A 17,385-nucleotide genomic window follows, 5' to 3' on the forward strand; every position below is an offset into this window, starting at 1 on the left:
CATCAAAACGGTCTACCGAGTTTTAGGAGGTCCCACATTAGCGGGACTTGATCATTGGACTGCGGCGGCACGTCAGGGGTCTGTTTTTCTGCTGTAGAACTGTCGATTCCGGTAAGAGGCCTCAAGGAAGGCGCATTAATGCGCCTTCCTTGAGGTCCAGCTTTCAGGGCTCCCTAGCCTGGGTAACGCGGTCCACCAGATAGACTAGTCCGTGGTAATCAATGCCGCCATGTTGCGTCAGACCGATCTCACAGGTGCGGCTGGTCGATATCCCCTCGCTGCATTGTTGCACCGCGTCCTTGAGCGTGCGCAGCGAGTGGGCGTTCAGCTCCGGGGTGGTAAAACCCTTGTCACCGGCGAAGCCACAACAGTGGATACCTTCGGGAATGATCACGTTTTTGCTGCACTTGCGCGCCAGGTCGATCAACGCCTGGCTTTCTCCGAGGTGCTGGGTGCTGCAGGTTACGTGCACGGCGATGGGGGCCTCCTGAGGCGTGAAATCCAGGCGATCCATCAAGTGTGTGCGGATGAAACGTACCGGGTCGTACAGGTCCAGACGGACTTCGCCGAGGTCTTGAACCAGGCGCAAGGTGCAGGGGCTGGTGTCGCAGTAGATCGGGTCGAGCCCGCCACGGCTGGCGTGGAGCAGGGCGCCGATCAGTTCCTGGCGTTTGTGCTCGGCTTGCTCGGCGTAGCCTTTTGAGGCGAATGGCTGACCGCAGCACAGGTTGTCGAGGTTGTCCGGGAACACCACCTGGTAGCCGGCCTTCTCCAGCAGGCCTCGGGTCTTGTCGTGCAGCGACATTTGCTCTGTGTCGCCCGCCGCCGGACCCATGGCGCGGGATACACAGGCCGCCAGATAGACCACACGCGGGCGTGCATCCGTCACCGTTGGGCTGAAACGAATGGGCTTTTCCGGTTGCGGCATCGCGTTGGTCCATTGTGGGACCTGACCCTTGGACAGGCGCGTCAATGTCGCCGATAACTTCGCCAATCTCGGCGCCCCCAGCAACATCCGCGCACCATTGGCCACGTGCAGGGTGAAGCGTGCACCTTGCAGTGCCGTGGCGAAATTTCCTTCAAGCCAGTTGGCGGTTTTCGTATGCGTTGCCTTCCGGCTACGCAGCTTTTTCACCAGCTCGCCGGTATTGATGCCTACAGGGCAACGTTGTGCGCACAGGCCGGTGGCGGCGCAGGTATCGATGCCCTGATAGTCGTAGGCGGCTTCGAGTTCGGACGTATCGATGCCCGCGCGTTTCTTCGCTTGGATGTCGCGCCAGATCACGATGCGCTGACGCGGGCTCAAGGTCAGGCCTTTCGACGGACAGACCGGTTCGCAAAAGCCGCATTCGATGCACTTGTCCACAATCTCGTCAGCGGCCGGCAAGGGCTTGAGGTGCTTGAGGTGGATCTGTGGATCTTCGCTGAGCACCACGTCCGGGTTGAGAATGCCGTTGGGGTCGAGCAGTCGTTTGAGTTGCCACATCAGCTGGTAGGCATCGCTGCCCCATTCCAGCTCAACGAACGGCGCCATGTTGCGCCCGGTGCCGTGTTCGGCCTTCAGCGAACCGCCGAACTCCACCGCCACCAGTTGCGCCACGTCGTCCATGAACGCCTGATAGCGTGCGACTTCTTCCGGGCTGTTGAAGCCTTGAGTGAAGACAAAGTGCAGATTGCCTTCCAGAGCGTGTCCGAAAAGGATCGCTTCGTCGTAGTGATGTTTGTCGAACAATTCGATCAGGCGGTTGACGCCGATGGCCAGCTGTTCGACCGGGAAGGTGACGTCTTCGATGATCACCGTGGTGCCGGTTTTGCGCACCGCGCCGACGGCCGGGAAGGTGTCTTTGCGGATGGCCCAGAGACGGGCGTTTTCCTGCGGGTCTTCGGTGAAGTCGACCTGCTTTTCCACCGGGAACGCCTTCAGCGACGCCATGATCTGCGCCAGTTGTTCGTGCAGCAAGGTGGACGACGCGGCGCGGGACTCGATCAGCAAGGCGCAGGCATTGTTCGACAAATGCTGTACGAAAGCGGGCATGCCGGGTTTGTCCTGCACCGAGCGTAGGCTGCGGCGGTCCAGCAGTTCCACGGCCGACACCGGTTGGCTTTTCAACACGGTGACGGCGTTGCAGCAGGTTTCGACATCCGGGAACACAATCAGGGCCGAGGCCTTGTTCGGGTGGTCGACCACGGTGTCGTAGGTCACGGCACTGATGAACCCGAGCGTGCCCTCGGAGCCCACCAGCAAGTGGCTCAAGATATCCACAGGCTCGTCGAAATCCACCAGGGCATTGAGCGACAGGCCGGTGGTATTTTTCAGACGGTATTTGTGGCGAATTTTCACAGCCAGTTCGGCGTTTGCCCGGGTCTCGCGGCCCAGGGTCGCCAAGCGTTCCAGCAGGGCGGCGTGGCTTTGGCGAAACGCCGCGACGCTGGCGGCATCCTCGGTGTCGAGACGACTGCCGTCGGCCAACACCAGACGAATGCCGGCCAGGGTGTGATAGGTGTTTTGCGCCGTGCCGCAGCACATGCCGCTGGCATTGTTGGCGACGATGCCGCCGATCTTGCAGGCGTTGATTGAGGCCGGGTCCGGGCCGATCTTGCGTCCGAACGGTGCCAGCCAGGCATTGGCCTGGGCGCCGATCACGCCCGGTTGCAGGCGGATTTGTGTGCCTTGGCCGCGAATCTCGCGACCGTTCCAGTTATCCCCCAGCACGATCAATACCGAGTCGCTGATGGCCTGGCCGGAGAGGCTGGTGCCGGCGGCGCGGAAAGTCACCGGCACCTGATCCCGTTGCGCCAGTTGCAGCAGTGCCACCACTTCGTCTTCGGACTCGACGCGGATCACCAGTTGCGGAATCAATCGATAGAAGCTGGCGTCGGTGCCGAAGGCCAGGGTCGACAACGGGTCGTCGAAACGTCGCTCTTGGGGAATTAGTTGTTGTGCATCACGCAGGAAAGCGGCCGGTATACTCATTGGTCCTCCAGGATCAGTACCACCAGGTCCTTCGGACCGTGGGCGCCGTACGCCAGTACTTGCTCGATGTCGGCGGTCTTCGACGGGCCGGATACCAGCAGCGCGTTGGTCGGCATGCCCTGGGCCCATTCGAATTCCTGTTGCACCTGATAGAAGTTGTCGCGGATCTCGCTGGCCTTGAGCAGGGCGAAATGCACCGGAGGTACCAGGCTCATCAGGCGTGGTTCTTCCCGGGTCGGCCAGAGAATCAGGCTGCCCGTGGCAGCGATGGCGCCGAGGGTGGTGGTCAGGCTCGCCGGGGTGTCGTTGAACAGCTCCGCTTTCCATTCTTCAGCCGGACGGTCGTAGGCTTTCAGCATTGGCAGGCCGGGATTATTCGCCCAGTGCTGCGTGATCCTTTGACCGTGGGGCGTTGTCGGTGCGATCAGCAGGCTTGGCAACTGGCGGTCCTGCAGCAACTGCGCGAGTAGCGTCGGCCACTCTTGGCCGGACGTCAGATGAATTTCCGTGTGCACCGCTTCCATCAACTTGCGCAGTTGCGCAATGCGTTGCTCAGGCGCGTAGGTGTAGGGCTGGGTCACCAGGTCGACATCGAAGTTGTCAGCCACCGGCGTGGTGCCTGTCAGGCTTTTACGCAGTTTGGCGAGGATATTTTGCTTGGCGCTCATCAGCGGTCTCCCTGTTTGGCCAGATGTTCGCGGGCCATGTCATGCAGCGAGCGGGCAGCGGGTTTCGGTGCGCTATGGTTTTGCGTCCACGGGCCGACATTGCTCGGCGTGAGGGCGCGCAAACGGGTGGCGAAGAATCCGAACAGGCGATAGAGCGTCGGCGAGCTGTTGAGCTTCGCCCAGGCGTTCCAGATGAACCGTTCCTTGCGCGAATACTTGCTGCCCTGACCGCGCATCACTTGATGGGGGCTGTCCGGGGCCTTGACGTTTTCTTCCCGCAGGCGCCGCAACAGAGCAGGGATCGGGATTTTCACCGGGCAGACTTCACCGCAGGCACCGCACAGCGAAGAAGCGCTCGGGTGATCCGGCACTTTCGCCAGGCCGACCATGTGCGGGGTGATGATTTTTCCGATAGGGCCGGGGTAAACCTCCCCATAGGCATGGCCGCCGATTCGGGTGTAGACCGGGCAATGATTCATACAGGCACCGCAGCGAATGCAGTTCAGGGTCTGGCGCAGTTCGCTGTCGGCAAAGGCCTGGCTGCGGCCGTTATCGAGCAGTACAAGGTGCACTTCCTGCGGGCCGTCGAGCTCATGTTCCTTGCGCGGGCCGGAGATCATGTTGACGTAGGTGGTGATCGGGATGCCCAGGGCCGAGCGGGTCAGCAGCGACAGCAACGGCACCACGTCGCGCAGGTTTTCCACGACTTTTTCAATGCCGGTGACGGCAATGTGCACCGGGGGCACCGTGGTGGTCATGCGACCGTTGCCTTCGTTTTCCACCAGCAGCAGGGTGCCGGTTTCGGCCACGGCGAAGTTGACACCGGAGACGCCGATGTCCGCTTCGAAGAATTTCTGCCGCAGGACTCTGCGGCCGATCTGAATGAGTTGGTCGACGTCCTTGGTGTATTCCACGCCAAGTTTGTCGTGGAACAAGGACGCGACCTGACCGGCGTTCTTGTGGATTGCCGGCATGATTATGTGTGAAGGCTTCTCGTGGTCGAGCTGGACGATGTACTCGCCCATGTCCGATTCCAGGCATTCAATGCCCTGTTCAGCGAGGAAATGGTTCATCTCCATCTCTTCGCTGACCATCGATTTGCCCTTGATCACTTGCCGCCCCTCGTGAGCGCGGATGATCGAGAGGACGATGCCATTGGCCTCGTCCACCGTTTCCGCCCAGTGCACTGTCACACCGTTGCGGGTCAGGTTCTGTTCCAGTTGCTCGAGCAGGTCGGGCAACTTGGAGAGCGCGCGGGCACGGATTGCATTGCCCAGTGCACGCAAGTGTTCTCTTTCATGGGCATCGCTGAACGCCGCTGCCCGTTTGGTCATCAGTGAATCCATCGCCTTGCGAAAGTTGCCTCGCAATTGCGCGTCACCCAGCGCGTTGTGGGCGCGGGTGCGGAAATCTTCTTCTACGGCAACCGTAGGAATAATCGTGGAAGTGCTCATCGGGCACCTCCGGTACGCTGCCAGAGGAAACTGGCCAGATGCTGACCGCGCAACGTTTCCTGCTGTTTTTCCAGCGAGCCGTTGATGTTCATCAAACAGCCGCAGTCGGCACTCAATACCTTGTGCGCGCCGGACTCCTTCAGCGCCAGGGTCTTGTCAGCCACCATCGCGCCGGAAATGTCTGGCATACGGACGCTGAATGTCCCACCAAAGCCACAGCACTCACTTTCGTGATCGTGATTGACCCGCTCCACATTGCTCAACTGCGCCAACAACTCGCGGCCGTGCAGGTGCGTGTTCATTTCACGGCGTGCCGAGCACGAGGTGTGCAACGCCACTTTTACGGGCTCGCCGCTGTCCTTGAGCTGCACCTTGCAGACAAACAACAGGAACTCGGCCAGCTCGTAGGTTCTGGCCGCCAGGGCCTGAACCTGTTTCAACGTTTCCGGCTCGTCCTTGAACAAGTCGGCGTAATGTTCGCGCAGCATGCCCGCGCAAGAACCTGACGGCACCACCACCGGATAGTTGCCGGCAAACAGCGCCAGTTGCGAGCGCGCCACGGTTCGTGCCTGTTCGGTGTAACCCGAGGTGTAGGCCGGTTGGCCGCAGCAGCTTTGCCCTTGCGGGTATTCGACACGAATGCCTTCGCGCTCCAGCAGGTGGATCGCATCCATCCCGGCTTCCGGGTAGAACAAATCGACCACGCAGGTCCCGAACAGGTAGACCCGTGACGGTTTCTCGCTGGGGTACTGCCGAGGCTCGGGCAGTGGCGGGGCGACACGGGTCGCATTCGGCACGGCGTTGTAAAAAAGCTCGCTCATCAGGCGGTCTCCGGGTGGTCCCGGTTATTCGTCTGTCGAGGCTGCTGAATATAGAGCCGGAAGCTTTCAGCAGCCTTACAGACCGGGGTGTGAATAGCGGACGCCGGGGGCGTGGCCCGGCGTCGGTTTTTATCGTGCTGCCTGTAGCCCTTAGTGCACCAGCATGCCGGTGAACCAATAGGCCTGGGCCAACGTGATCAAGCCGACAATCGTTGCAAAGAATAGGCTGTGCTTGAGGGTGAAGCGGAACAGATCCGATTCTTTGCCCACCAGGCCGGTCGCGGCACAGGCCACGGCGATCGATTGTGGCGAGATCATCTTGCCAGTCACGCCGCCGCTGGTGTTCGCCGCCACCAGCAAGGTGTCGTTGACACCGATCTGATGCGCGGTGGTCGCTTGCAGCGAACTGAACAGGGCGTTGGACGAAGTATCGGAACCGGTGAGGAACACGCCCAGCCAGCCGAGGAACGGCGAGAAGAACGGGAAGGCTGCACCCGTCGCCGCCAGTACCAGGGCCATGGTCGAGGACATGCCCGAGTAGTTGGTCACGAAGGCAAACGCCAGCACCATGCCGATGGACAGGATTGGCCAACGCAGTTCGTAGAAGGTCTCTTTAAAAGTGGTCAGACCAGTTTTGAGGTTGACCTTCAGGACCAGCATTGAGATCAGGGCCGAGAAGAAAATCGCTGTGCCAGTGGCGGAAATCGGGTCCAGTTTGAACACTGCCGGAATGGCGGTTGGCGCGGCCACGATCGGTGCAACCTTGACTACCATCTGGTCCAGGTGCGGGATGGCGAAGTTGAACACGAAGATGTACATCGAACCGCCGGCGGCGAACATCGCCTTGAACGGCTTCAGGGTCCAGATGGTGACCAGTACGGTCAGGATCAGGAACGGCGACCAGGCCTTGAAGATTTCCCCAAGGCTGTAAGGCGAAGCCACGGTGGTGCGCTTCTGGCCGAAACCACCGGCGCTGGCGCTCACCACGGAGGCCGAGACGGCGCCGACGATGTGTTGGCCGGCGGCGCGTTTTGGTTGCCAGACTTTCAGGAACAGGGTCAGGGAAATCAGGCTGGCCAGGGCCGAGGTGATGTCCGGCAGTTCCGGGCCGATGAAATTCGAGGTGAAGTACTGGGTCACGGCAAAGCTCAAACCGGCCACCAGGGCGGCAGGCCAGGTTTCCCGCACGCCGCGCAGGCCGTCCATCATGAACACCAGCCAGAACGGCACGAACAGCGACAGCAGCGGCAATTGGCGGCCGGTCATGGCGCCGATCTTGAAAGCGTCGATGCCGGTCACTTGCCCGGCAACGATGATCGGGATGCCCAGGGCGCCGAAGGCCACCGGCGCGGTGTTGGCGATCAGGCACAAGCCGGCGGCGTACAGCGGGTTGAAGCCAAGTCCTACCAGCAGCGCAGCAGTAATCGCCACCGGTGCGCCAAAACCGGCTGCACCTTCGAGGAAGGCGCCGAAGCAGAAACCGATCAGCAGGACCTGCAGGCGCTGGTCATCGGTGATCGACAGAACCGAACTGCGGATGACTTCAAACTGCCCGCTCTTGACTGTCAGTTTGTAGAGGAACACGGCTGCCACGATGATCCAGGCAATCGGCCACAGGCCATAGGCGAAGCCATACCCGGCGGCGGCGAATGCCATGTCGACTGGCATCTGGAAAGCGAAGATCGCCACCAGGATCGACAGCGCCAGGGTGATGCTGCCGGCCACATGCCCTTTGAGGCGGAACACGGCCAAGGCCAGGAAGAAAAACACGATGGGGATGACGGCGGCGAGTGCGGACAGGCCGAGGCTGCCGAGCGGGGTATAGAGCTGTTGCCAGGTTTGCATATGGGGTGGCCCCTAATTGTTGTTGGTCAGGCACTGATCAGCGTTCTTGGATAATTGGTAAGACCAATTTACAATCGCTGTTGGCTAGGGTAAAAGCCTTGTAGGTGGTGTGTCAATTTGCCGCCCTAAAACTTTTGTCGAATGCAAAGTGCGCAGGTCGTCTGTCTGGTATGACCAAATGCGTTGTGTCAGGTGCTGGCGCGGCGCCGATAGGCCAGAATAGAGCCCCGGCGAGCCGTCGGATCGTGGAGTAATCGAGTTATGGGGTTTGATCAGATTCGTCAGCGCCGTTTGTCTGACGATATTGTCGAGCAGCTTGAGGGCATGATCCTCGAGGGCACGCTCAAAGCGGGTGAGCGCTTGCCGGCCGAGCGCGCGCTGGCCGAGCAATTTGGTGTGTCACGCCCTTCGTTGCGCGAAGCTATTCAGAAGCTGACCGCCAAGGGCCTGTTGGTCAGTCGCCAGGGCGGTGGCAACTATGTGGTGGAATCACTGGGTAGCACTTTCAGTGACCCCTTGTTGCATCTGTTGGAAAGCAATCCCGAGGCTCAACGCGATCTGCTGGAGTTTCGCCATACGCTGGAAGCGTCTTGCGCCTACTACGCGGCGCTGCGTGCCACGGATGTGGATCGCGAGCGGCTGACCTCGGCATTCAACGAATTGCAGGACTGCTATTCGCGTCACGAAGAAGTGAGTCGTGCCGAAGAGGGGGCGGCGGACGCAAGCTTTCACCTGGCGATCGCCGAAGCCAGCCACAATGCCGTGTTGCTGCACACCATTCGCGGGCTGTTCGACCTGCTCAAGCGCAACGTGGTGACCAACATCGGTGGCATGTACAAGCAGCGCACTGAAACCCGCGACATGCTGATCACGCAGCATCGGGAGTTGTATCAGGCAATTATCGAAGGGCGTGCGGAGCAGGCGCGGGAAGTTTCCAGTCGACACATTCTGTATGTGCAGGAGGTGCTGGAAGAAGTGCGTCAGGAAGTACAGCGCGTGGCCCGGGCGGAGCGGCGCAAGGGGATGTGATCGTTAAAACAAAAGATCGCAGCCTGCGGCAGCTCCTACAGGGAACTCATTCCAATGTAGGAGCTGCCGCAGGCTGCGATCTTTTCGATGGTGCCGCGAAACTCAGGCAGAAAAATCAGTCTTCCTTGCCCTTGTTGCGCACCGCACGCTGCAACTCGCGACCGGCGTCGCGTTCGCGTTCGGTATCGCGCTTGTCGTATTCCTTCTTGCCCTTGCCCAGGGCGATCTCGCACTTGACCATGTGCTTGCTCCAGTACCAGGACAGGCACACGCAGGCGTAACCCTTTTGCTGCACGGCCGCGGCCAGCTTTTCCAGCTCGCGCCGGTTGAGCAGCAACTTACGGGTGCGCACGGGATCCGCGATGACGTGGGTACTGGCGGTCGTCAGGGGCGTAATGTGGCTGCCGAGCAGCCAGGCTTCGCCATCCTTGAGCAGTACGTAGCTGTCAACCAGCTGCAGCTTGCTTGCCCGCAGACTTTTTACTTCCCAGCCGGCCAGGACCAGACCAGCCTCGAAACGATGTTCGATGAAGTAATCGTGTCGCGCCTTTTTGTTTTGCGCGATGGTCCCTGTTGGGTGTTTCTTCTGTTTAGCCATAGGGGCGGCATTATAGGGAGTTGCACGCGAGTCGGCTACGGTGTTGCTACGTGCTTGAGCAGGTTGATTGAATCCCGGACAATGCGGCCTCTTTTTTGAACGCTTGGGCGTGATAACGATGTCGACAGACAAGGTTTCTGTCCACGGCAGTTGGGCTAGCCGCTGGGTCTTCATACTCGCCGCGACCGGTTCGGCCGTGGGGCTGGGTAGTATCTGGAAATTCCCGTACATGGTCGGCGTCTATGGCGGCGGTGCCTTCGTGCTGATGTTCCTGGCCTGCATCGCGCTGATCGGGGTACCGGTCATGTTGGCGGAAACTCTGATCGGCCGACGTGCCCGGCAGAGCCCGGCCAATGCCTTGAAGAACCTGGCGGTGGAGGCGGGGCACTCGGCCAAATGGTCCTGGGGCGCGTTTGCCGGGATGATCACGGCGTTGCTGATCCTGTCGTTCTACAGTGTGGTCGGCGGCTGGTCGCTGGACTACATCATCGACATGGGCCGTGGCGACTTCCAGGGCGCGACGCCTGATCAGGTGGGGGCTTACTTCGGCAATGTGATCGCCGATCCCTGGCGCCTGACACTTTGGCACACGATTTTCATGCTGTTGTCCGCGGTGGTGATCGCCAAGGGCGTGGTTGCCGGGCTTGAACGCAGTTTGCGCATCATGATGCCGTTGCTGTTCGTGATGATCCTCGTGCTGCTGGGCTACAGCATGACCACCGGGCATTTCATGGAAGGCGTGCATTTCATGTTCGACTTCCACCCGGAAAAGGTCCTGGATGGCTTGCTGCCCGCGATGGGGCATGCGTTCTTTTCCCTGAGCGTGGGGGTCGGCTCGATCATGATCTACGGCGCCTACATGCCGAAGAACTCGTCGATCTCAGGGACGGTCGTTGGCGTGGCGCTGCTCGACACCTTCGTTTCCCTGGTGGCCGGCCTGGCATTGTTTCCGATTGTTTTCGCGGCGGGCCTGAATCCGAGCGAAGGGCCGGGGCTGATGTTCGTCAGCCTGCCGTTTGCCTTCGGTAACGTGGCGTTCGGGCAATTGATGGGGGTGGTGTTCTTCGTGCTGGTGGCGGTCGCGGCCTGGAGTTCGGCGATTTCCCTGCTGGAACCGATGGTGGCCTACCTGGTCGAGCGCACTAAAGTGAGTCGTGCCTGGGTCACCTTCTGGCTGGCTTTCAGCTGCTGGTTTGTCGGCCTGGGCACAGTGTTCTCCTTCAATATCTGGAAGGAGGCCAAGTTCTTCGTGAACGAAGGCGGGATGTTCCACCTCTACCAATGGGGAGCCGCCGGCGGTCTCGACTTCTTCGGTGTGATCGATTTCTTCACCTCGCGACTCATGTTGCCGCTTGGCGGTTTGTGTTTCGTGGTGTTTGCGGGCTGGATCATGGGGCGTGAAGCGGTACGCGACGAGTTGTCGATCCGTAACCCTGCGCTGTTTGGCCTGTCCTTGTTCTTGATGCGCTATGTGGCGCCCATCGGCATTCTCGTAGTGTTTGCCGCCCAGCTGTGGAAGTGACGCTGACATGACGACACACATTTCACGTTCAGCATTGCTGCCGTACCCGGCACAAGCGCTGTATGACCTGGTCAACGACGTGGCGCGCTATCCGGAGTTTCTGCCGTGGTGCTCGTCGGCCGAAGTCCTGGAGAGTTCACCTGAGCATATGCGCGCGAGCGTCGGCGTGGCGAAGGGCGGCCTCAGCCAGCATTTCGTGACGCGCAATACGCTGGTTCCGGGGCAGTCGATCGAAATGAACCTCGAAGAGGGCCCTTTCACCCAGTTGCATGGCATCTGGGTATTCAAGGCGCTGACCGACAAAGCCTGCAAGATCAGCCTCGATTTGTCGTTTGATTATGCCGGGCCATTGGTTCGTGCCACCTTGGGGCCGCTGTTCAATCAGGCGGCCAACACTTTGGTGGATGCGTTCTGCCAGCGCGCCAAGCAGATACATGGTTGAGGTCATGATTGAAGTCGAGGTGGTCTACGCGGCCGTAGACCGTCAGGTGCTGCTGACGCTGACGGTGCCGGTCGGAACGAGCGTGCGGGCAGCTCTGCTCAGGTCGGCTGTGGCTGAGGAGTTTCCTGAGCTGGATCTGACCCATTGCCCTGTGGGGATCTTCGGCAAGGTGGTAGCTGACCCGGAGAGTCGGGCAGTCCAGGCCGGGGATCGTATTGAGATTTACCGCCCGTTGCTGGCCGATCCGAAAGAGGTGCGCCGACTGCGCGCGGCGAAAGCTGCTGAGGCCAAAGCTCGGAATCAGTGAGTGGCTTGAACGCCAGACAATAAAAAGCCCGGGCATGCCGGGCTTTTTATTGCGTCGCAAATTATTGCGGCGAGGTATCCAGTGGTTGCGGTGTCGGGACCGGAACGGTTTCTACACCGTCGACGTCCTTCTGGATCTGATCCAGCAACGAACCTGGCTTGACCGGTTTTTCCGGTTTTGGCTTCTCGACGTTTTCTGCCGGGGCAGCCACTGTCGTGCCGCTGTCCTTGCCGAGAATGGCTTCGTCACGGCTCACGCCTGGCATGAAATCACCAGAGAGGCTGACAAGCTGATCATTTGGGTTGAAGATAACGCTAATGCGTTCCTGTTGGCGTTCACCGCCACCCGGTTGCAGGCTGTACAGATAATCCCAGCGATCGGCATGGAACGTGTCAGTCAGCAGAGGGTTGCCCATGATAAACCGTACTTGCTTACGGGTCATTCCCGGGCGTAACTGGTCTATCATGTCCTGCGTGACGACATTGCCCTGCTGGATGTCGATTTTGTAAACCCCGGGGAATGAACAACCGGCGAGTGCGAGCAGTCCCACAAAGGTGAAACTGGTTAGCAAGAGCTTGGTGTTTTGCATCGGTGGGCGACTTCCACTATCTTGGCTGGGACAACGTAAACGCCGATCATACCCGCATTAAGAGAAGCTGCGAAGCAGCATCGCGAGAAAGCTGACCATGGTTGAAAATAGCGAACTACGCAAAGCCGGCCTCAAAGTGACCCTGCCACGGGTCAAAATTCTGCAAATGCTCGATTCCGCCGAGCAGCGCCACATGAGTGCCGAGGATGTCTACAAGGCCCTTATGGAGGCTGGTGAGGACGTCGGTCTGGCCACGGTTTACCGTGTTCTGACTCAGTTCGAGGCAGCTGGCCTTGTGGTGCGGCACAACTTCGACGGAGGCCATGCGGTCTTCGAACTGGACGACGGAAAGCATCACGACCATATGGTCAACGTCGAAACCAGCGAAGTGATCGAATTCTTCGACGAAGAAATCGAGCGGCTTCAGAAAGCAATCGTCGACAAGTATGGCTTCGAGATGGTTGATCACAATCTGGTGCTGTACGTGCGCAAGAAAAAGTAAGCATGTCGCGCGAACGTCAGTTCGCGAAACGAACGAAGGCGGCCCCAGGGTCGCCTTCGTGCTTTCTGCCTTTATTTATTCAAGCTTTTGCGGCCACCACCATTTTTTTGGCATGTGCCAGGGATTCCTTGGTGAGATCGATGCCCCCCAGCATCCGTGCGACTTCTTCGACGCGATCGTTTTTGCTCAATTTGGAAACGGCCGTGCGGGTGGCATCTTCGCCGCGCACTTTATGCACAAATAGATGTTGATGACCTTGCGCCGCCACTTGCGGCAAGTGGGTCACGGTCAGTACCTGCCCGCGCTCGCCGAGCCTGCGCAGCAACTGGCCGACGATTTCCGCGGTCGGGCCGCCAATGCCGACATCGACTTCGTCGAACACCAGGGTCGGCACACGGGAGGTCTGTGCGGTGATCACCTGGATCGCCAGGCTGATCCGCGACAGCTCGCCTCCGGATGCGACTTTTGCCAAGGCTTTCAATGGTTGGCCCGGGTTGGCACTGACCAGTAGTTCAACCTGTTCAAGTCCGTTAGGCAGCAGTTCGTCGCTGCTATTTGGGCGCAGTTCAATGGTGAAGCGCCCGCCAGGCATGCCCAGGCGCTGAATTTCCTGTTCCACGGCGCTGGCCAGGCTGTTCGAGGCTTGATGGCGCAGATCGCTCAGTTCCCGAGCCTTTTCCTGATAATGGCGAGCGTATGAAGACAGCTCATCGCTCAGCCGCTCGATGGATTCGTCGTTGGCGTTGAGGGTTTCGATTTCATCCAGCAGTTTCTGCTGCATCTCGGCGACTTCGGTCGGCTGGATGCGGTGTTTGCGCGCCAGGGTGTAGATCGCGTCGAGGCGCTCTTCGAGGTATTGAAGGCGCGACGGATCGGCGTCGAAGTTGTCGAGGAAGCGGTTCAGTTCACCGACGGCCTCTTCAACCTGGATCTGTGCACTGGTCAACAGGCTGCTGGCTTCGCCCAGCGCACCGATCGAGCTGTTCACGCTCGACAGGCGATTGAGGCTGGCGGTGAGGGCGTTCAGTACATTTCCGGAATCACTTTCACTGCATTGCTCGACGACTTGCCGGCAGATGCCGAGCAAGGTCTCGGCGTTGGTCAGGTTCTTGTGTTCCTGCTCAAGCTGCTCCAGTTCGTTGTCGCCAAGGCCAAGGTTTTCCAGCTCTTCGAGTTGATAGCTGAGCAACTGGTGGCGGGCGCGTTGCTCGTCGCCGGAGTTGGAGAGTCGCTCCAGTTCCTGGCGGGTCTGGCGCCAGCGTTGGGCGGCGAGCTGAACCTGGCGGGCCAGATCGGTCGCGCCGGCATATTCATCGAGCAGGCGACGGTGGGTGTCGGTCTTGAGCAGGGATTGGTGTTCGTGCTGGCTGTGAATGTCGATCAGCAGCTCGCCCAGCGCCTTGAGGTCGCCAAGCGGGCAGGGCGTGCCGTTGATGTAGCCGCGCGAACGTCCTTCGGAGGTGATGACCCGACGCAGGATGCACGGGCCGTCGTTTTCGAGGTCGCGCTCGGCCAGCCACGCGCTGGCTTCCGGAATGTCGACCAGATCGAAGGTGGCCAGGATGTCGGCCTTGTCGGCGCCGGGGCGGACCACGCCGCTGTCGGCGCGATCGCCCAGGGTAAGGCCCAGCGCGTCGAGCATGATCGACTTGCCCGCGCCGGTTTCCCCGGTGATCACGCTCATCCCGCGATCGAGTTCGAGATCGAGATGTTCAACGATGGCGTAGTTGTGTACGGACAGGTGCACCAGCATATGGGCCGCTCCCAGGTGTTAGGTATGGTTATTTATACAGTGTTTTGTTTCTGGCTGACAATGCCTCTCGTTAGCTCGATTCGCTCGGTCCGACGAAAGTCTTATCGCGACCGGGAATGACAAAGCAGTTGTTTTTTGTAGGGTTAATCGTTGAGCCCCCTTGAAGCCGGATTTTGCGGCCCCATATAGCTGGGCAGAAGCGCGAGTTGAGCTCGCGGACGAAATTGAAAGGAGAAATCTATGGCTGACGAACAGACAGTGGATACGCAAAACCCAGACGCCAACCAGGCGCCCGAGGCTTCGGGTGATGACCTGGCGGCTCGTGTACAAGTGCTCGAAGAGCAACTGGCAGGCGCTCAGGATCAGGCTTTGCGTGTAGCCGCCGATCTGCAGAACGTCCGCCGTCGCGCCGAGCAGGATGTGGAAAAGGCTCACAAGTTCGCGCTGGAAAAGTTCGCCAGCGACCTGCTTCCGATCGTCGACAGCCTGGAGCGCGGCCTGGAACTGTCCAGCCCGGACGACGAAAGCATCCGTCCGATGCGCGAAGGCATCGAGCTGACCCTGAAAATGTTCCACGACACTCTCAAGCGTTATCAGCTTGAAGCGATCGATCCGCATGGCGAACCGTTCAACGCCGTTCAGCATCAGGCAATGGCCATGCAGGAAAGCGCCGATGTCGAGCCGAACAGCGTTCTGAAAGTGTTCCAGAAGGGCTATCAGCTCAATGGTCGACTGCTGCGCCCGGCGATGGTCGTGGTCAGCAAGGCGCCTGCGCCGGTTTCGCCTTCGATTGACGAGCAGGCTTGAAATCCGCCGCAAGGCCCCCATTTATAAGTCAAGCGTTTAAGTGCTACCGCAGTTAGCCACCACTGCTGCGGCAACCAAATCCAAAGTTTCGGGAGAGTGAACATGGGCAAAATTATCGGTATCGACCTGGGGACTACCAACTCCTGCGTCTCCGTGCTGGAAAACGGCAAGGCAAAAGTTATTGAAAACGCTGAAGGCGCGCGTACCACGCCGTCGATCATCGCTTACGCCAACGATGGCGAAATTCTGGTTGGCCAGTCGGCCAAGCGTCAGGCTGTGACCAATCCGCACAACACCCTCTATGCGGTGAAGCGTTTGATCGGTCGTCGTTTCGACGAAGAAGTCGTGCAGAAAGACATTCAGATGGTCCCTTACAAGATCGTCAAGGCTGACAACAGCGACGCCTGGGTTGAAGTGAACGGCCAGAAAATGGCACCACCACAAATCTCGGCTGAAATCCTGAAGAAAATGAAGAAGACCGCCGAAGACTACCTCGGCGAGACCGTGACTGAAGCGGTGATCACCGTTCCGGCCTACTTCAACGACAGCCAGCGTCAGGCGACCAAAGACGCCGGCCGCATCGCTGGCCTGGACGTAAAACGTATCATCAACGAACCAACCGCAGCCGCTCTGGCTTACGGCATGGACAAGGCCAAGGGCGATCACACCGTGATCGTTTACGACCTGGGCGGTGGTACTTTCGACGTTTCCGTGATCGAGATCGCTGAAGTCGATGGCGAGCACCAGTTCGAAGTACTGGCCACCAACGGTGACACGTTCCTGGGTGGTGAAGACTTTGACATTCGTCTGATCGACTACCTCGTCGACGAGTTCAAGAAAGAAAGCGGCATGAACCTCAAGGGTGATCCGCTGGCCATGCAGCGCCTGAAAGAAGCCGCTGAAAAAGCCAAGATCGAGCTGTCTTCCACTCAGTCGACCGACGTGAACCTGCCGTACATCACTGCAGACGCCACCGGTCCTAAGCACTTGAACGTGAAGATCTCCCGCGCCAAGCTCGAAGCGCTGGTGGAAGACCTGGTTCAGCGCACCATCGAACCTTGCCGCATCGCTCTGAAAGACTCCGGTATCGACGTTGGCGCTATCAACGACGTGATCCTGGTAGGCGGTCAGACCCGTATGCCACTGGTTCAGAAGCTGGTAACCGAGTTCTTCGGTAAAGAAGCTCGTAAAGACGTCAACCCGGACGAAGCGGTTGCCATGGGTGCTGCCATCCAGGGCGCGGTACTGGCCGGTGACGTGAAAGACGTTCTGCTGCTCGACGTCAGCCCGCTGACCCTGGGTATCGAAACCATGGGTGGCGTGATGACCGCGCTGATCGAGAAAAACACCACGATTCCTACCAAGAAATCGCAAGTGTTCTCGACTGCCGACGACAACCAGGGCGCCGTGACCATCCACGTGCTGCAAGGCGAGCGTAAACAAGCCGCACAGAACAAGTCCCTGGGCAAGTTCGACCTGGCCGAGATTCCACCAGCGCCACGTGGCGTGCCGCAAATCGAAGTGACCTTCGACATCGACGCCAACGGCATTCTGCACGTAGGTGCCAAAGACAAGGCCACCGGCAAGACTCAGTCGATCGTGATCAAGGCCAACTCCGGTCTGTCCGACGAAGAAATCGAGCGCATGGTGCGTGATGCCGAGGCGAACGCCGAGGAAGACCGCAAGTTCGAAGAGCTGGCCGCTGCCCGCAACCAGGGTGATGCACTGGTTCACTCGACGCGCAAAATGGTTGCCGATGCCGGCGATAAAGTGACTGCTGAAGAGAAGACTGCAATCGAAGCGGCCGTGGTTGCCCTGGAAGCCGCCGTAAAAGGCGACGACAAGGCTGTTATCGACGCCAAGGTTGAAGAACTGTCGAAAGTCTCCGCTCCAGTGGCGCAGAAGATGTACGCCGAACAGGCTCAGCCTGCTGAAGGCGCTGCACCGCACGACGACAAGGCGGAAAAGGCTGACGACGTTGTCGACGCCGAGTTCGAAGAAGTCAAAGACCACAAGTAAGTTGTTGGTCGGCCGGTTGACTGCCTTTAGGCGGTGACTGGTAGGATGTCGCCGC

15 protein-coding genes are annotated in these 17,385 nt (G+C 59.6%); 7 read left to right on the forward strand and 8 right to left on the reverse strand.

The genetic code is table 11. The annotated features are described in order from the left end of the window. Positions 1-163: 163 nt before the first annotated feature. The 5 genes from AABM52_RS03730 to AABM52_RS03750 all read right to left on the reverse strand — a co-directional run bounded on the left by AABM52_RS03730 (position 164) and on the right by AABM52_RS03750 (position 7,762). A complete protein-coding gene (locus AABM52_RS03730) occupies positions 164-2,974 on the reverse strand; it encodes an FAD-binding and (Fe-S)-binding domain-containing protein (RefSeq protein ID WP_347910498.1) in 2,811 nt (936 codons plus the stop codon). Beyond that, on the reverse strand, positions 2,971-3,642 hold the full coding sequence (locus tag AABM52_RS03735; protein WP_347910500.1) for a lactate utilization protein: 672 nt from the start codon (positions 3,640-3,642) through the stop codon (positions 2,971-2,973). The genes AABM52_RS03730 and AABM52_RS03735 overlap by 4 nt, the downstream gene beginning before the upstream one ends. Beyond that, positions 3,642-5,096 carry a LutB/LldF family L-lactate oxidation iron-sulfur protein gene (locus tag AABM52_RS03740; RefSeq protein WP_347910502.1) on the reverse strand — a complete coding sequence of 485 codons (1,455 nt, stop codon included), beginning with the start codon at positions 5,094-5,096 and terminating at the stop codon, positions 3,642-3,644. Before AABM52_RS03740 ends, AABM52_RS03735 begins: the two co-directional genes overlap by 1 nt. Beyond that, positions 5,093-5,917, reverse strand: coding sequence for a (Fe-S)-binding protein (locus AABM52_RS03745; protein ID WP_347910504.1), 825 nt, complete (start codon positions 5,915-5,917; stop codon positions 5,093-5,095). The genes AABM52_RS03740 and AABM52_RS03745 overlap by 4 nt, the downstream gene beginning before the upstream one ends. A 150-nt stretch (positions 5,918-6,067) precedes the next feature. Then, positions 6,068-7,762, reverse strand: coding sequence for a lactate permease LctP family transporter (locus tag AABM52_RS03750; RefSeq protein WP_347910505.1), 1,695 nt, complete (start codon positions 7,760-7,762; stop codon positions 6,068-6,070). Between the two features lie 261 nt (positions 7,763-8,023). On the opposite strand from AABM52_RS03750, the gene AABM52_RS03755 reads away from it, so the two are divergent. After that, a complete protein-coding gene (locus AABM52_RS03755; RefSeq protein ID WP_347910506.1) occupies positions 8,024-8,791 on the forward strand; it encodes a GntR family transcriptional regulator in 768 nt (255 codons plus the stop codon). 115 nt (positions 8,792-8,906) lie between these two features. Here the strand turns inward: AABM52_RS03755 and smpB are convergent, their stop codons facing one another. Further along, on the reverse strand, positions 8,907-9,389 hold the full coding sequence (gene smpB, locus AABM52_RS03760) for an SsrA-binding protein SmpB (protein ID WP_008057382.1): 483 nt from the start codon (positions 9,387-9,389) through the stop codon (positions 8,907-8,909). Between the two features lie 118 nt (positions 9,390-9,507). Here smpB and AABM52_RS03765 point away from each other — a divergent pair, with 118 nt between their 5' ends. Genes AABM52_RS03765 through AABM52_RS03775 form a run of 3 tightly spaced genes read left to right on the forward strand, consistent with a single transcriptional unit; the run spans position 9,508 to position 11,660 of the window. Beyond that, positions 9,508-10,911 carry a sodium-dependent transporter gene (locus tag AABM52_RS03765; RefSeq protein WP_347910507.1) on the forward strand — a complete coding sequence of 468 codons (1,404 nt, stop codon included), beginning with the start codon at positions 9,508-9,510 and terminating at the stop codon, positions 10,909-10,911. Positions 10,912-10,918: 7 nt separating this feature from the next. Further along, positions 10,919-11,353 (forward strand): type II toxin-antitoxin system RatA family toxin, encoded by a 435-nt coding sequence (locus tag AABM52_RS03770; protein WP_046038689.1) that lies wholly within the window; start codon positions 10,919-10,921, stop codon positions 11,351-11,353. Then, a complete protein-coding gene (locus AABM52_RS03775; protein ID WP_347910509.1) occupies positions 11,346-11,660 on the forward strand; it encodes an RnfH family protein in 315 nt (104 codons plus the stop codon). The genes AABM52_RS03770 and AABM52_RS03775 overlap by 8 nt, the downstream gene beginning before the upstream one ends. Before the next feature lie 61 nt (positions 11,661-11,721). Here AABM52_RS03775 and AABM52_RS03780 read toward each other — a convergent pair whose 3' ends face one another. Beyond that, positions 11,722-12,249 carry an outer membrane protein assembly factor BamE gene (locus AABM52_RS03780; protein WP_007973139.1) on the reverse strand — a complete coding sequence of 176 codons (528 nt, stop codon included), beginning with the start codon at positions 12,247-12,249 and terminating at the stop codon, positions 11,722-11,724. Positions 12,250-12,346: 97 nt separating this feature from the next. On the opposite strand from AABM52_RS03780, the gene fur reads away from it, so the two are divergent. Continuing rightward, complete coding sequence (gene fur, locus AABM52_RS03785; RefSeq protein ID WP_003197684.1) at positions 12,347-12,751, forward strand: ferric iron uptake transcriptional regulator; 405 nt, start codon at positions 12,347-12,349, stop codon at positions 12,749-12,751. Between the two features lie 79 nt (positions 12,752-12,830). On the opposite strand, the gene recN is transcribed toward fur, so the two are convergent. Continuing rightward, positions 12,831-14,504 carry a DNA repair protein RecN gene (gene recN, locus AABM52_RS03790; protein WP_347910510.1) on the reverse strand — a complete coding sequence of 558 codons (1,674 nt, stop codon included), beginning with the start codon at positions 14,502-14,504 and terminating at the stop codon, positions 12,831-12,833. Positions 14,505-14,744: 240 nt separating this feature from the next. Between recN and grpE the strand changes: the two genes are divergently transcribed. Together grpE and dnaK are read left to right on the forward strand one after the other, a co-directional pair. After that, the gene (grpE, locus tag AABM52_RS03795; RefSeq protein WP_347910512.1) at positions 14,745-15,311 is read left to right on the forward strand and encodes a nucleotide exchange factor GrpE; all 567 of its coding nucleotides are present in this window, start codon (positions 14,745-14,747) and stop codon (positions 15,309-15,311) included. A 102-nt stretch (positions 15,312-15,413) separates the two neighbouring features. Then, positions 15,414-17,330: a molecular chaperone DnaK gene (dnaK, locus tag AABM52_RS03800; RefSeq protein ID WP_347910514.1), complete on the forward strand. Its 1,917-nt coding sequence runs from the start codon at positions 15,414-15,416 to the stop codon at positions 17,328-17,330. Positions 17,331-17,385: the final 55 nt, after the last annotated feature.

The organism is Pseudomonas grandcourensis, assembly GCF_039909015.1.
GTDB lineage: Bacteria > Pseudomonadota > Gammaproteobacteria > Pseudomonadales > Pseudomonadaceae > Aquipseudomonas > Aquipseudomonas grandcourensis.

Bases quoted from the DNA above. Each gene is read 5' to 3' on its own strand.
- dnaK (WP_347910514.1), top strand. From the start codon at position 15,414: ATGGGCAAAATTATCGGTATCGACCTGGGGACTACCAACTCCTGCGTC.
- AABM52_RS03735 (WP_347910500.1), bottom strand. From the start codon at position 3,642: ATGAGCGCCAAGCAAAATATCCTCGCCAAACTGCGTAAAAGCCTGACA.
- AABM52_RS03740 (WP_347910502.1), bottom strand. From the start codon at position 5,096: ATGAGCACTTCCACGATTATTCCTACGGTTGCCGTAGAAGAAGATTTC.
- AABM52_RS03755 (WP_347910506.1), top strand. From the start codon at position 8,024: ATGGGGTTTGATCAGATTCGTCAGCGCCGTTTGTCTGACGATATTGTC.
- AABM52_RS03765 (WP_347910507.1), top strand. From the start codon at position 9,508: ATGTCGACAGACAAGGTTTCTGTCCACGGCAGTTGGGCTAGCCGCTGG.
- recN (WP_347910510.1), bottom strand. From the start codon at position 14,504: ATGCTGGTGCACCTGTCCGTACACAACTACGCCATCGTTGAACATCTC.
- AABM52_RS03770 (WP_046038689.1), top strand. From the start codon at position 10,919: ATGACGACACACATTTCACGTTCAGCATTGCTGCCGTACCCGGCACAA.
- AABM52_RS03775 (WP_347910509.1), top strand. From the start codon at position 11,346: ATGGTTGAGGTCATGATTGAAGTCGAGGTGGTCTACGCGGCCGTAGAC.
- AABM52_RS03750 (WP_347910505.1), bottom strand. From the start codon at position 7,762: ATGCAAACCTGGCAACAGCTCTATACCCCGCTCGGCAGCCTCGGCCTG.
- AABM52_RS03745 (WP_347910504.1), bottom strand. From the start codon at position 5,917: ATGAGCGAGCTTTTTTACAACGCCGTGCCGAATGCGACCCGTGTCGCC.
- grpE (WP_347910512.1), top strand. From the start codon at position 14,745: ATGGCTGACGAACAGACAGTGGATACGCAAAACCCAGACGCCAACCAG.
- AABM52_RS03780 (WP_007973139.1), bottom strand. From the start codon at position 12,249: ATGCAAAACACCAAGCTCTTGCTAACCAGTTTCACCTTTGTGGGACTG.
- AABM52_RS03730 (WP_347910498.1), bottom strand. From the start codon at position 2,974: ATGAGTATACCGGCCGCTTTCCTGCGTGATGCACAACAACTAATTCCC.
- smpB (WP_008057382.1), bottom strand. From the start codon at position 9,389: ATGGCTAAACAGAAGAAACACCCAACAGGGACCATCGCGCAAAACAAA.
- fur (WP_003197684.1), top strand. From the start codon at position 12,347: ATGGTTGAAAATAGCGAACTACGCAAAGCCGGCCTCAAAGTGACCCTG.